Source organism: Mesorhizobium sp. WSM4846, assembly GCF_055811415.1.
The window spans coordinates 44,734-57,888 of sequence record NZ_JBVVPZ010000043.1; the positions used below are offsets into that span (position 1 = coordinate 44,734).

Genomic DNA, 13,155 nt, shown 5'->3' on the forward strand with positions numbered 1-13,155 from the left:
CGCAACCGCGTTGGTAGTCGTCCACAACCGTCGGCTGCGAGGGATTTTCCTATGATCAAATGGATCATCATTCTTCTGATTATCGCGGCCGCGGCCAGCCTGCTTGGCATGCCGGCATTGGCCGGAGCCGCTGCCACCGGCGCCCGCATTCTCATCGGCATCGTGCTGATCATCTTCCTGCTGGTCATGCTTGGCGTCTTCGCTGTGGCGTAGACGCATCGGCCCGAAAATCGGAATCGATTTTCAGAAGGCACGATGCGCGGGTTCAAAATGTCGGAGCGCACTTTGTGCGTCCAAGTCGACGCACGGCGCGCTGGCGTCTCGCACTGGTAATTCCGGCCGCTATCCGCCATATAGGCGCCAAACCGGCATGAGACCTTTCGATCCATGGCAAGCACTGCCCCCTTCGCCAAGATGAACGGCATCGGCAACGAAATCATCGTTGCCGACATGCGCGGTCGCGCCGACCGGGTGGCGCCGGCTGCCGCCCTTGCGCTCAATGCCGATGCCGCGACGAAGTTCGATCAGATCATGGCGATCCACGACGCCAGAACGCCGGGCACTGCCTTTTTCATCGACATCCTGAATTCCGACGGAACCGGCGCGCAGGCCTGCGGCAACGGCATGCGCTGCGTGGTGCAGGCACTTGCCGCCGAGACCGGCCAGAAGACATTCGCCTTCGAGACCGTCGCCGGCATCCTCAACGCCGAAGAACATGCCGACGGGCTGATCTCGGTCGACATGGGCAAGCCGCGTTTTGGCTGGCAGGATATTCCGCTCGCCGAGGAATTCCGCGATACCCGCATGATCGAGCTGCAGGTCGGCCCGATCGACGCGCCGGTGCTGCACTCGCCCTCGGTCGTGTCGATGGGCAATCCGCACGCCATCTTCTGGGTCGACCGCGACGTCTGGTCCTACGAGCTCGACCGCTTCGGTCCGCTGCTCGAAAACCACCCGATCTTCCCCGAACGAGCCAACATCACCATCGCGCGGGTGACCTCGACCGAGACGATGGTCATCCGCACCTGGGAGCGCGGCGCCGGCCTGACCAAGGCCTGCGGCACGGCGGCTTGTGCCGCCGTCGTCGCCGCGGCGCGCACCAGGCGGACCGGACGCAGCGTCTCCCTGGTGACGCCCGGCGGCGGCTCCTTGCATGTCGAGTGGCGCGGCGACGACCACGTCATCCTCACCGGTGCCGCCGAATGGGAATTTTCCGGCAGCTTCGACCCGGCGACCGGCGTGTGGGCCCGCGACACCGAAAGCGCCGCTTGATGGCCGCTCTTGCCAAGGGCCCCGCTCTTCCCAAAGGTGTTGACGTCGTCACCTTCGGCTGCCGGCTGAACACCTATGAATCCGAGGTGATGCGGCGAGAGGCGGAAAGTGCCGGCCTTGGCGCGCTGGAAGGCGGCGCCATCATCTTCAACACCTGCGCCGTCACCGGCGAGGCGGTGCGCCAGGCAAAACAGTCGATCCGCAAGGCCCGCCGCGAGAATCCGGCCGCCCGCATCATCGTCACCGGCTGCGCCGCGCAGACCGAGCCGCAGAATTTCGTCGCCATGGACGAGGTCGATCTCGTCCTTGGCAACGAGGAAAAGCTGAAGGCGCATTCCTATCGCGCGCTGCCGGATTTCGGCGTCAACGACACCGAGAAGGCTCGCGTCAACGATATCTTTTCGGTGCGCGAGACGGCCGGCCACATGGTCGACGCCATCGAAGGCCGGGCGCGGGCGTTCGTCCAGGTTCAGAACGGCTGCGGCCACCGCTGCACCTTCTGCATCATCCCCTATGGCCGCGGCAATTCGCGCTCGGTGCCGATGGGCGCCGTGGTCGAGCAGGTCAAGCGGCTGAGCGGCAATGGCTATGCCGAGATCGTGCTGACCGGCGTCGACATGACCAGTTTCGGCGCCGACCTGCCGGGCAGCCCGAAGCTCGGCAAATTGGTCAAGACAATCCTGAAGCAGGTGCCTGACGTGAAACGCCTGCGCCTTTCCTCGATCGATTCGATCGAGGCTGACGACGATCTGCTCGACGCCATCGCCACCGAGCCTCGGCTGATGCCGCATCTGCATCTGTCGCTGCAGTCCGGTGACGACATGATCCTGAAGCGGATGAAGCGCCGGCACAACCGGGATCAGTCGATCCGTTTTTGCCAGGATTTGCGCAAATTGCGTCCCGGCATCGTCTTCGGCGCCGACATCATCGCCGGCTTCCCGACCGAGACTGAGGCCATGTTCGAAAAATCGCTGGAGATCGTCGAGGAATGCGGGCTGACGCATCTCCACGTTTTTCCGTTTTCGCCGCGCGAAGGCACACCCGCCGCGCGCATGCCGCAGCTTCGCCGCGAACTGATCAAGCAGCGTGCTGCACGGCTGCGCGCCGCCGGTGACGCCGCCTATCGCAGCCACCTTTCCTCGCTCGCCGGAACACGCCAGTCGATCCTGGTCGAGCGCGACGGGCTCGGCCGCACCGAAGGGTTTACGCTCGCTGCGGTCTCCGACGGTGCGGCGGGCGAAATCGTCGAGGCCGCTATCGCCGGCGATGACGGCTCGCGGCTGATCGCGGCGCCGCTTGCCGCCCGCGCCGCCTGAGACGCAAGAACATGGCTGGTTTTCTCAAGAAGATATTTTCGTTCGGCAAGAAGGAAGTGGTCGAGGAGCGGATCGACGAGACCGCACCGCTGCCGCCGATCAAATGGGACGCGCTCGAGGCACTGAAACCGGCGGCTGTTGAAGAGGCCGAGCCCGCTCCGACGATTCCACCCGAGCCTGAAATCCAGCCGGAACCTGCTTCGGTCGAGGAGTTGCAGCCGCCTGCCGAGGAGCCGGCGCCAGAGGAGATTCCGGCGGCTCCCGTCGAGTCTCCTCCGGAGCCAGAGCTGGAGGAAATTCCTGAGCCAGCACCGACGCAGCCTGAGATCGTCCAGACTGAGGGTCCGTTATCCGAACGTGACGCTGCCTCTCATCCGCCTGCCGGCACCTTCTCCCCGTATAGTGACGGGGAGAAGGGTACTGATCGTCCCGCCGAGCCTCCTTTTGACAGCGGCAAAGAAGAAGCGCCTGCGCTGACGCCCCCCTCTCCCCGTTCCTTGCGGGGAGAGGGTAAGGGTGAGGGGCAGCGCAAACCTGCGCAAGATGCCGCACCGCCCGCCGAGGCTCCCTCGACGGCGCCCGGGCCTGAGGCGCCGGCGGCCGAAATCCCGCCCCCCATTCGCCAGCCGGCGCCGATCGAGGCGAAGCCGGTCCTTGCCGAGATCGCGCCCGAGCCTGAAGCCGTTCCGCAACCACCGCCGGAGCCAAAGCCGGCTGCCGGCAAGGTCACCGTCGCCAAGAAGGTCGAGCAGAGAGCCGAGCCGCAGAAGGCGCCGGAACCGGCACCGAAACGCTCGTGGTTCCAGCGCATGAAGGAGGGGCTCGCCCGCTCTTCCCGGGAACTGTCAGGCAACATCGCCGGCGTCTTCACCAAGCGCAAGCTCGACGAGAACACGCTGCAGGATCTGGAGGACGTGCTGATCCGCGCCGATCTCGGCATGGAGACGGCTTTGCGCATCACCGATTCGCTGGCTGCCAGCCGCTACGGCAAGGACGTCTCCGAGACGGAAGTCCGCGCCATCATGGCGACCGAGGTGGAGAAGGTGCTGACCCATGTCGCCTTGCCGCTGGAGCTCGACCTCAGCCACAAGCCGCATGTCATCCTTGTCGTCGGCGTCAACGGCACCGGCAAGACCACGACCATCGGCAAGCTGGCGGCAAAGCTCACCGACGGCGGCCTGTCGGTGATGCTCGCCGCCGGCGACACGTTCCGTGCCGCCGCGATCGAGCAATTGAAGATCTGGGGCGAGCGCACCAAGTCGCCGGTCATCGCCTCGAAGCTTGGCGCCGACGCCGCCGGCCTCGCTTACGATGCCTTCGAACAGGCCAGGCAAGCCGGCTCCGACGTGCTGATCATCGACACCGCCGGGCGGCTGCAGAACAAGACCGAGCTGATGGCGGAACTCGAAAAGATCGTCCGGGTGCTGGGCAAGCTCGATCCGGAGGCGCCGCACACCGTGCTGCAGACGGTCGACGCCACCACCGGCCAGAACGCGCTCAACCAGGTCGAGATCTTCCGCAATGTCGCCGGCGTCAACGGCCTGGTGATGACCAAGCTGGACGGCACGGCACGCGGCGGTATTCTGGTGGCGATTGCGGCAAAGCATAAACTGCCGGTTTATTTCATCGGCGTCGGCGAACAGGTCGACGACCTCGAACCATTCTCCGCAAGCGAGTTCGCCAGGGCGATCGCTGGAGTGGCATAACAAGCTTGATCCCAGGAAGTTGCAGACTTTTTGGACAGGATCATGCGCAAGAAGGAAAGCCTATGAACCCGCGCATCCTCGAACGCGACCCGTCCGACCCGCAGAAACAGAAGAAGGAAGGCGTCAATCCGCTGCTCAAGCTGGTGCTGGAGCTCGGCCCGTTGATGGTGTTCTTCTTCGCCAACGCCCGTGGCGCATGGCTGTCGCAGAAGTTTCCGGTGCTGGCCGAATTTGGCGGACCGATCTTCGTCGCCACCGGCCTGTTCATGGGCGCGACCGCGATCGCGCTGGCCGCGTCCTGGCTGCTCACCCGCACCTTGCCGATCATGCCGATGGTGTCGGGCGTCGTCGTCTTCGTCTTCGGCGCGCTGACGCTCTACCTGCAGGACGACATCTTCATCAAGATGAAGCCGACAATCGTCAACATGCTGTTCTGCGGCGTGCTGCTCGGCGGCCTGTTCTTCGGCAAGTCGCTGCTCGGCTACGTCTTCGATTCGGCCTTCAGCCTCGATGCCGAGGGCTGGAAGAAACTCACTTTCCGCTGGGGCCTGTTTTTCCTGTTCCTGGCCCTTGTCAACGAAGTCGTCTGGCGGAATTTTTCCACTGACGCCTGGGTTACCTTCAAGGTCTGGGGCATCATGCCCATCACGCTTCTCTTCACCTTCAGCCAGATGCCGCTGATCATGCGCCATTCGCTTGAAGGCGAGACCGGAACAGAAGGGAAGCCCGGCAAGTAACGATCAAGGAGACGGCATGGAATTCGTCACCACGCGCGACGATCTATAAGACGCCTCGCCCGACCGACGGCTCGATCCGCAAGGAACTGAAGGCGCTGGATGGCCACAGCCGTTCCTTCATCGGCAAAAGCCCCTTCGTGCTGATCGGCTCCTCCGACGGCGCCGGCAATGCCGATGTGACGCCGAAGGGCGACAGGCCGGGCTTTGCCGCCGTGCTTGACGAGAAGACCATCGCCATCCCCGACCGGCCGGGCAACAACCGGCTCGACACGCTGGAGAACATTCTTCTCAACCCTTCGGTCGGGCTGCTCTTCCTCATCCCGGGCATGAACGAGACGCTGCGCGTCAACGGCGATGCCCGCATCACCGTCGATGCGGCTTTGCGCGAGCGGCTCGCCGTCGACGGCAAGGAACCGCAAAGCGTCGTCCTGGTGACGGTCAAGGCCGCCTACATGCATTGCGCCAAGGCCTTCATGCGCTCCGATCTGTGGAAGCCGGAAACCTGGTACGACCGCGCGACGCTGCCGACGCTCGGCCAGATCCTGCGCGACCAGCTGGCGCTCGCCGATTCGGCCGAGGCGACCGACCGCTGGCTGGACGAAGAATACAAACACACCATGTGGTAGTGTGCCCGGCAACGAATCGTCCAAGCTTGATCTCCATTCCTTTGCTCAACATCCTTGCAATCTCTGGCAGCCTGCGCGCCGCCTCAACCAATTCGGCGTTGACCGGGGGTTTGGCGCAAAATGCGCCAACTGGCTGCCGTGTCACCGTCTATGACGGGCTTGGCCGCTTGCCGATTTTCAATCCGGATGACGAAGCCGAGCGGACGCCACCGCAAGCATCCGCGCTGATCGACGCGGTCGCCGCCGCTGACGGTGTGATCGTCTCCTGCCCTGAATATGCCCATGGCGTGCCGGGCGGGCTGAAGAACGCGCTCGACTGGCTGGTGTCGCGCGACGCCGCTGTCGGCAAGCCGGCCATGCTGGTGCACGCCTCGCCGCGCTCGCTGTTTGCCCGCGCGGCGCTGGCCGAGATCATGCGCACCATGTCTTTCGCGCTTTTTGAAGATACCGCGCTCGAAATCGCCCTGCTCGGCAAGAAGCCACCGGAGGTGGACAGAATCCTGTCGGAGCCGGCAAGCCAACTGGCAATGCACAACGCCATTTCGGCCTTCGCCGATTTCATCCGGTCGCGTTAAGCGGCGGCCACCGTGCTTTCGTTATCCCGGGCGGAGCGAACGCTAAGGGCGTCGGCGACAAAGCTGCCGATCTCCCCCCACGTGGGGGAGATCCCCGGCAGGGCAGAGGGGGGCGCTGTCCGGGCGCTGTCTTGCAGCCTCTCGCAAACTTCCCTTCCGTCTCAACGCCGCGACATTGGTCTCGCCGACGAACCAATCACGCGCAGCGACCTATTCGAAAACCCAGGGCCGCTCAAAATGTCTTTGCGCCGTTGACCATCAGCCGGACCATGTAGAGCGAGGTCGTGCCGGCGATGTAGAGGCAGTTCAGCTTGTTGCCGCCGAACACGCAATTGGCGACGACTTCCGGCACCTTGATCTTGCCGATCAGCGTCCCGTCCGGATCGTAGCAATGGATGCCGTCTGCGGCACTGGTCCAAATCCGCCCCTGGTCATCGAGCCTAAAACCATCGAACAGGCCGGCCGTGCAATCGGCGAAGACCTTTCCGCCGGAGACCTTCTTGCCGGCCTCGTCGACATCGAACACCCGCATATGCGCCGGATTCTGCGCGCCATGCGTGCGGCCGGTATCGACGACGTAGAGCTTGCTCTCGTCGAGCGAGAAGGCGAGCCCGTTGGGCCTGACCATGTCGGTGATCACCGCTTCGATCTCGCCGGTGCCGGGATCGGCCCGGTAGACATGGCAGGCGCCGATCTCGCTCTCGGCCTTGTCGCCCTCATAATCCGTATCGATGCCGTAGGTCGGGTCGGTGAACCAGATCGAACCATCGGACTTGACCACCGCATCGTTGGGCGAGTTCAGCCGCTTGCCGCGCCATTTGTCGGCAATGGTGGTGATCGAACCGTCGTGCCCGGTGCGGCTGACCCGGCGGCCCGAATGCTCGCAAGTGACCAGCCGGCCCTGCCGGTCGACGGTGTTGCCATTGGAATTGCCCGACGGCTGCCGGAACACGCTGACGCTGCCGTCGGTCTCGTCGTAGCGCAGCATGCGGTTGTTGGGAATGTCGGACCAGACCACATAACGGCCGGCCGCAAACCAGGCTGGCCCTTCCGCCCACCGGCATCCGGTGAACAGCTTGTCCACCTGTGCGTTGCCGTTGAACAGCCGCGCAAAGCGTGGATCGAGAATTTCGTAGTGTTCCGCGGTCATGGTTTCCTCCCGGTCGTGCAATGTTGGTGCCGGCGCGATCAAGCCAGCCGGCGATCGATATGGCAAGATCGATGACAAAACCCAAATGACGGGTCATGCGCCGTTAACCGGCTATGCGCCCAGCGCAATGGTGCATTGCAACATCTTATTTTTGCAGCGCACCATAACTATGTCATGCTGCGTATCGATCAGGGAGGAACAACCTGCCGCAACAATGCGGCACAGAAGGAACCTCGCTATGATTCTCGACAGCCTCATGAGCCGCGCTCGCACCAGCATCGCCAAGCGCCGGCAATACAACCGCCTCATCGCCGAAATCGACTCGTTTTCCAGCCGCGATCTGGCCGACATGCGCGCCGACCGCAGCGAAATGCTCTACCAGGTTCACAAGCAGATCTACGGCTGAATCTTCGGTCGAGTAGCGCAACTCGGCCGCGCCGCGGCGCGTAGAGAGCCAGGTCAGGCCGAATCGTTTTGCAGGCCAGCTGAATATCAACGCGCCGCCAGCGCTTTTTCGATTTCGGGCAGCAGCAGCGTTTGTGCCGAGCCCGGCGTCAGCGGGCCGACATGCTTGTAGGCGATCTTGCCGTCCTTGCCGACGACGAAGGTTTCCGGCACGCCGTAGACCCCCCAGTCGATCGCCGCGCGCCCCGCCGCATCGACGCCGATCGCCTGGAACGGGTTGCCGAGCTCGCCGAGGAACCGGCGGGCGTTTTCCGGCTGGTCCTTGTAGTTGAGGGCGGCGATGACGAAGCGCTTGTCCTGCGACAGCGCCAGCAGCAGCGGATGTTCGTCGCGGCACGGCCCGCACCACGACGCGAAGACGTTGACGAGCGTGACCTTGCCGGCGAACTGCCTGGAATCGAGCCCCGGCAAATTCATGCCCTCCAGCGCCGGCAGATTGGTCTGCGGCGCCGGCAGGCCGATCAGCGCCGATGGCACTTCTGAAGTGTCGCGGCCGGACAGCAGCTGCGTCAGGAACAGCCCCGCCAGCCCGAGAAAAATCAGCAGCGGCAACAGCACGATCAGGCGGCGTGAGCGCGCCGGCGTCTCCGTTTCCATGCTCATGATTTCACCGCCTTGTCGGAGCGCCGCCGCACGCCGGACGCTTCCAGCTCGGCGAGGTCTCGTCTGCGTGCACGCTGGTCGAGCAGGATCCAGCCGATCAGTCCGGCCAGCACCACGGCCGTGATGGCATAGGCAGCGGTCACATAGAGCGCATGCGCGCTCATATGGATCGCTCCTCCGGTGCAAAACCTTTTAGCCGGACCATTTCGCTTCGTTCCAACATGCCTTCCTTTAACCTTGCGCCATCGGCTTCGCAATCGACAGCAGCGCCGCAGCCTTTGACGCCCTGTAATCACCAACGGCGGCCGGCCTCATCAGTCGGTTCCATGGCGCAGCGCCAACGCTGCCGCAACCGGCCCCAGCACGGCAAGAAACAAGGTCAGCGCGGCAAGAATGAGGAAAGGCTGCAGAAACGGATCGGGGTTCGCCACCGCGCCATAGCTTGCCGACACGCCGAAGATCAGCACCGGGATGGTCAGCGGCAGCACCAGCACCGAGATCAGCAGCCCGCCGCGCGGCAGTGCCACCGCTACCGCCGCACCGGCAGCGCCGATGAAGGTGATCGCCGGCGTGCCGACCAGAAGGGTCAGCGCCGTCGCGCCGATGCCGATCGGCTCCATATTCATGAACAGGCCGAGCAGGGGTGCGGCGATGACCAGCGGCAGCACGCTTCCTGCCCAATGCGCCAGGCATTTCGTCAGCACGGTCAGCGCCAGCATCTGCCGGTCGTCGCCGAGCACCAGCAGATCGAGTGAGCCGTCTTCCCGGTCGGCCTGGAACAATCGGTCGAGACCGAGCAGGCAAGCCAGCAAGGCGCCGATCCACAGGATCGCCGGGCCGATGCGGGCAAGCAGATTGAGGTCTGGCCCAACGCCGAAGGGGATCGTGGCGATTACCGCGAGAAAGAAGATCACGCCGGTCAGCGCCCCGCCGCCGGCCCGGATACTCAGGCGAATGTCGCGCAGGAAGAGGGCTAGCATGGTTTTAGATGCCCTTGCCCAGGGGCGGGAACGCCGACATTACCGAGTTTCCCCCATCCTCAATTCCTGTGCCCCCTCCAACCCCAGTGGCAGATGCGTCGCCGCGATGATGATTCCGCCCTCGTCCAGATGCTCCCGCATCAGCCCGCCGAATCGCTCTTCCGAAGCCTTGTCCAATCCGGCCGTCGGCTCGTCGAGCAGCCACAGCGGCCGCCGGCTGACCAGCAGTTTTGCGATCGCCGCGCGGCGGCGTTGCCCGGTGGAGAGATAGCCGAACGGCAGATGGCCGATACCGTCAAGCCCGACCATTGCCAGCGCCTCTTCGGCGCTCAAAAAATCCGCGCCCGAAAAATCGCGCCAGAAGCGCAGATTTTCCGCCACGCTCAGCGCCGTCTTCATCGCGTTCTGGTGGCCGAGATAGTGGCAGGCCGAGGCGACCGACGGAAAATCCTCACCGCCACCTTCGACAAGCAAACGGCCTGCCGCCACCGGCAGCAGCCCGGCAACTATCCTGAGCAGCGTCGATTTCCCCGCGCCGTTCGGCCCGGTGACGATCAGCGCCTGGCCTTTGCCAAGGGCAAAGTTGATGCCGGAAAAAACCGCCTCGCCGCCGCGTTCGCCGCCCAGATTTTCGGCGATCAGCCGCATTCCATGCCCGTCCCGAAAACATCGCGCCACGGCAGCTGCCGCATCGCACAAAATAGCCGTTCGACTGTCTAGAACTATTCCAGGAAATTCTCTATATGCGGGGCATCCGTGCCAGCGGTCGGCACGGGAAGCGAATTAGCGCCGAACCAGCGCACGCGCCGCCTTGAACGGCTCGGGTTGGCTGGGAACGGACAGCGGAAATGGCCGTACCCGCACCTTTGCGCGTGATTGCATGCCATCGGCGTCCGTTCCCTTTCAGGCTGAACAGACAAGGACGGATCGCACGTGTCAAAATCCCTCGATAGTTTCAATTGCCGCCGCACGCTGACCGCGGGCGGCTCCGACTATGTTTATTACGACCTCGTCGAGGCCGAGAAGAACGGCCTCACCGGCATCGCCCAGTTGCCCTATTCGATGAAAGTGCTGCTGGAGAACCTGCTGCGCAACGAGGACGGCCGTTCCGTCACCAAGGAGAGCATCCAGGCGGTTGCCGGCTGGCTGACCGACAGGGGCACCGCCGGGGTCGAGATCGCCTATCGCCCGGCCCGCGTGCTGATGCAGGATTTCACCGGCGTTCCGGCCGTGGTCGACCTGGCCGCCATGCGCGATGCCATGGCCTCGCTCGGCGGCGACCCGCAAAAGATCAATCCGCTGGTGCCGGTCGACCTGGTCATCGACCACTCGGTCATCGTCGATGAGTTCGGCACGCCGCTGGCTTTCGCCCGGAATGTCGAGCTCGAGTACGAGCGCAACGAAGAACGCTACAAATTCCTGAAATGGGGCCAGCAGGCCTTCCGCAACTTCCGCGTCGTGCCGCCCGGCACCGGCATCTGCCACCAGGTCAATCTCGAATATCTCGGCCAGGTCGTGTGGACCAACACTGAAGGCGGCGAAACCACCGCCTATCCCGACACCTGCGTCGGCACCGATTCGCACACCACCATGATCAACGGCCTTGGCGTGCTCGGCTGGGGCGTCGGCGGCATCGAGGCCGAGGCCGCGATGCTTGGCCAGCCCGTCTCCATGCTGTTGCCCGAAGTCATCGGCTTCCGGCTCACCGGCAGGCTCAGGGAAGGCGTCACCGCCACCGATCTCGTGCTCACCGTCACCCAGATGCTGCGCAAGAAGGGCGTCGTCGGCAAGTTCGTCGAATTCTTCGGTCCGGGTCTGTCCAACATGACGCTGGCCGACCGCGCCACCATCGGCAACATGGCGCCCGAATATGGCGCCACCTGCGGCTTCTTCCCCGTCGACGGCGAAACCATCCGCTACCTCACCATGTCCGGCCGCGAGGAAAACCGCATCGCGCTGGTCGAGGCATACGCCAAGGCGCAAGGCATGTGGCGCGATATCGGCTCGGCCGATCCGGTCTTCACCGACCTGCTCGAGCTCGATCTCGGCAGTGTCGTGCCGTCGATGGCTGGCCCTAAACGTCCGGAAGGCAGGGTCGCGCTTGAAGGCATTCCGGCCGGCTTTGTCAAGGCGATGGAAACCGAATACAAGAAGGCGGTCGAAATCGACAGGCGCTATGCCGTCGAGGGCACCGACTACGACCTTGGCCATGGCGACGTCGTCATTGCCGCCATCACCTCCTGCACCAACACCTCGAACCCGAGCGTGCTGATCGGCGCCGGGCTGCTGGCACGCAACGCCAACCGGCTCGGACTCAAGCAGAAGCCGTGGGTCAAGACATCGCTGGCGCCGGGCAGCCAGGTCGTCGCCGAATATCTGGAGAAATCCGGCCTGCAGAAGGAACTCGACCAGATCGGCTTCAACCTGGTCGGCTTCGGCTGCACCACCTGCATCGGCAATTCCGGCCCGTTGCCGGCGCCGATCTCCAGAACCATCAATGACAAAGGTTTGATCGCTGCCGCGGTGCTTTCCGGCAACCGCAATTTCGAAGGCCGCGTCTCGCCCGACGTGCAGGCGAACTACCTCGCTTCGCCGCCGCTGGTCGTCGCCCACGCGCTGGCCGGGACCGTGACCAAGGACCTGACCACCGAACCGCTCGGCGAGGACCGCGACGGCAACCCGGTCTACCTCAGGGACATCTGGCCGAGCTCGGTCGAGATCCAGGAGTTCATCGAGAAGAACGTGACGCGCGAACTGTTCGCCCGCAAATATGCCGACGTCTTCAAGGGCGACGAAAACTGGCAGGACGTCAAGGCGCCGGAAGGCCAGACCTATTCCTGGGACAACAATTCGACCTATGTGCAGAACCCGCCCTACTTCGCTGGCATGACATCGGGCTTCGGCACGATCGGCGACATCAAGGGCGCCCGCGTGCTCGGCCTGTTCGGCGACAAGATCACCACCGACCACATCTCACCGGCCGGCTCGATCAAGGCGGCCTCGCCGGCCGGCAAGTACCTCATCGATCATGGCGTCGGCGTTGCCGACTTCAATCAATACGGCACACGGCGCGGCAATCACGAGGTGATGATGCGCGGCACCTTCGCCAATATCCGCATCCGCAACCACATGCTGGGCGAGAACGGCCGCGAGGGCGGCTACACGATCCACTATCCGTCGAAGGAAGAGAAATCGATCTACGACGCCGCCATGGAGTACAAGAAGGAAGGCGTGCCGCTGGTCATCTTCGCCGGTGTCGAATACGGCAACGGCTCGTCGCGCGACTGGGCGGCCAAGGGCACCAACCTGTTGGGTGTTCGCGCGGTCATCGCTCAGTCCTTCGAGCGCATCCACCGCTCGAACCTGGTCGGCATGGGGGTCATCCCCTTCGTCTTCGAGGAGGGCACCTCATGGGCCTCGCTCAACCTCAAGGGCGACGAATTGGTCGAAATCGACGGACTGAGCGCCATCAAGCCGCGTCAAAAGATGATTGCGAAGATCACTTATGGCGACGGCACGGTGAAGAACATTCCGATCATCTGCCGCATCGATACGCTGGACGAGCTCGACTACTTCAAGAACGGCGGCATCCTGCAATATGTGCTGCGCGATCTAGCCGCATAGAGAGGGGAGTAAGGGAGTAGGGGAGTAGGGAATAGGATGAGGCAGCGGAGGCGACTTTTCCCCTACTGCCTTACTGCCCTACTCCCCTACTCCCCTACTCC

General features: G+C 63.9%; 13 protein-coding genes and 1 pseudogene. 9 read left to right on the forward strand and 5 right to left on the reverse strand.

Features of this window, described 5'->3' with window-relative positions; translation table 11 throughout:
• Window positions 1-51 precede the first annotated feature (51 nt).
• The 7 genes and pseudogenes from AC0L15_RS26980 to AC0L15_RS27010 all read left to right on the forward strand — a co-directional run bounded on the left by AC0L15_RS26980 (window position 52) and on the right by AC0L15_RS27010 (window position 6,232).
• Window positions 52-213, forward strand: a complete 162-nt coding sequence (locus tag AC0L15_RS26980) for a DUF1328 family protein (RefSeq protein WP_077380919.1) — start codon at window positions 52-54, stop codon at window positions 211-213.
• A gap of 174 nt (window positions 214-387) precedes the next feature.
• Window positions 388-1,272: a diaminopimelate epimerase gene (dapF, locus tag AC0L15_RS26985; protein ID WP_287248237.1), complete on the forward strand. Its 885-nt coding sequence runs from the start codon at window positions 388-390 to the stop codon at window positions 1,270-1,272.
• Complete coding sequence (gene mtaB / locus AC0L15_RS26990; RefSeq protein WP_473497635.1) at window positions 1,272-2,588, forward strand: tRNA (N(6)-L-threonylcarbamoyladenosine(37)-C(2))-methylthiotransferase MtaB; 1,317 nt, start codon at window positions 1,272-1,274, stop codon at window positions 2,586-2,588. Before dapF ends, mtaB begins: the two co-directional genes overlap by 1 nt.
• A gap of 11 nt (window positions 2,589-2,599) precedes the next feature.
• A complete protein-coding gene (ftsY, locus tag AC0L15_RS26995) occupies window positions 2,600-4,294 on the forward strand; it encodes a signal recognition particle-docking protein FtsY (protein WP_287248233.1) in 1,695 nt (564 codons plus the stop codon).
• A gap of 62 nt (window positions 4,295-4,356) precedes the next feature.
• Complete coding sequence (locus tag AC0L15_RS27000) at window positions 4,357-5,031, forward strand: septation protein A (protein WP_287248230.1); 675 nt, start codon at window positions 4,357-4,359, stop codon at window positions 5,029-5,031.
• A gap of 16 nt (window positions 5,032-5,047) precedes the next feature.
• Window positions 5,048-5,657: pseudogene (locus AC0L15_RS27005) on the forward strand (pyridoxamine 5'-phosphate oxidase family protein).
• 41 nt (window positions 5,658-5,698) lie between these two features.
• Complete coding sequence (locus AC0L15_RS27010) at window positions 5,699-6,232, forward strand: NADPH-dependent FMN reductase (protein ID WP_287248411.1); 534 nt, start codon at window positions 5,699-5,701, stop codon at window positions 6,230-6,232.
• Between the two features lie 232 nt (window positions 6,233-6,464).
• Here the strand turns inward: AC0L15_RS27010 and AC0L15_RS27015 are convergent, their stop codons facing one another.
• Complete coding sequence (locus AC0L15_RS27015; RefSeq protein WP_287248228.1) at window positions 6,465-7,382, reverse strand: SMP-30/gluconolactonase/LRE family protein; 918 nt, start codon at window positions 7,380-7,382, stop codon at window positions 6,465-6,467.
• On the opposite strand from AC0L15_RS27015, the gene AC0L15_RS27020 reads away from it, so the two are divergent.
• Entirely contained in the window at window positions 7,381-7,788 is a 408-nt protein-coding gene (locus tag AC0L15_RS27020; protein ID WP_473497637.1) for a hypothetical protein, read from the forward strand. The two genes, AC0L15_RS27015 and AC0L15_RS27020, sit on opposite strands and share 2 nt — an antisense overlap.
• An 86-nt stretch (window positions 7,789-7,874) precedes the next feature.
• On the opposite strand, the gene AC0L15_RS27025 is transcribed toward AC0L15_RS27020, so the two are convergent.
• The 4 genes from AC0L15_RS27025 to ccmA form a co-directional block, all read right to left on the reverse strand.
• Window positions 7,875-8,450: a DsbE family thiol:disulfide interchange protein gene (locus AC0L15_RS27025; protein ID WP_287248226.1), complete on the reverse strand. Its 576-nt coding sequence runs from the start codon at window positions 8,448-8,450 to the stop codon at window positions 7,875-7,877.
• Window positions 8,447-8,614 carry a heme exporter protein CcmD gene (gene ccmD / locus AC0L15_RS27030; protein ID WP_287222703.1) on the reverse strand — a complete coding sequence of 56 codons (168 nt, stop codon included), beginning with the start codon at window positions 8,612-8,614 and terminating at the stop codon, window positions 8,447-8,449. The genes AC0L15_RS27025 and ccmD overlap by 4 nt, the downstream gene beginning before the upstream one ends.
• A 150-nt stretch (window positions 8,615-8,764) precedes the next feature.
• Window positions 8,765-9,430: a heme exporter protein CcmB gene (gene ccmB / locus AC0L15_RS27035; RefSeq protein WP_023803343.1), complete on the reverse strand. Its 666-nt coding sequence runs from the start codon at window positions 9,428-9,430 to the stop codon at window positions 8,765-8,767.
• Window positions 9,431-9,469: 39 nt separating this feature from the next.
• Window positions 9,470-10,078 (reverse strand): heme ABC exporter ATP-binding protein CcmA, encoded by a 609-nt coding sequence (gene ccmA / locus AC0L15_RS27040; RefSeq protein WP_287057046.1) that lies wholly within the window; start codon window positions 10,076-10,078, stop codon window positions 9,470-9,472.
• Window positions 10,079-10,363: 285 nt separating this feature from the next.
• On the opposite strand from ccmA, the gene acnA reads away from it, so the two are divergent.
• Window positions 10,364-13,054 carry an aconitate hydratase AcnA gene (gene acnA / locus AC0L15_RS27045; RefSeq protein WP_287248223.1) on the forward strand — a complete coding sequence of 897 codons (2,691 nt, stop codon included), beginning with the start codon at window positions 10,364-10,366 and terminating at the stop codon, window positions 13,052-13,054.
• The last annotated feature ends 101 nt before the right edge of the window (window positions 13,055-13,155 follow it).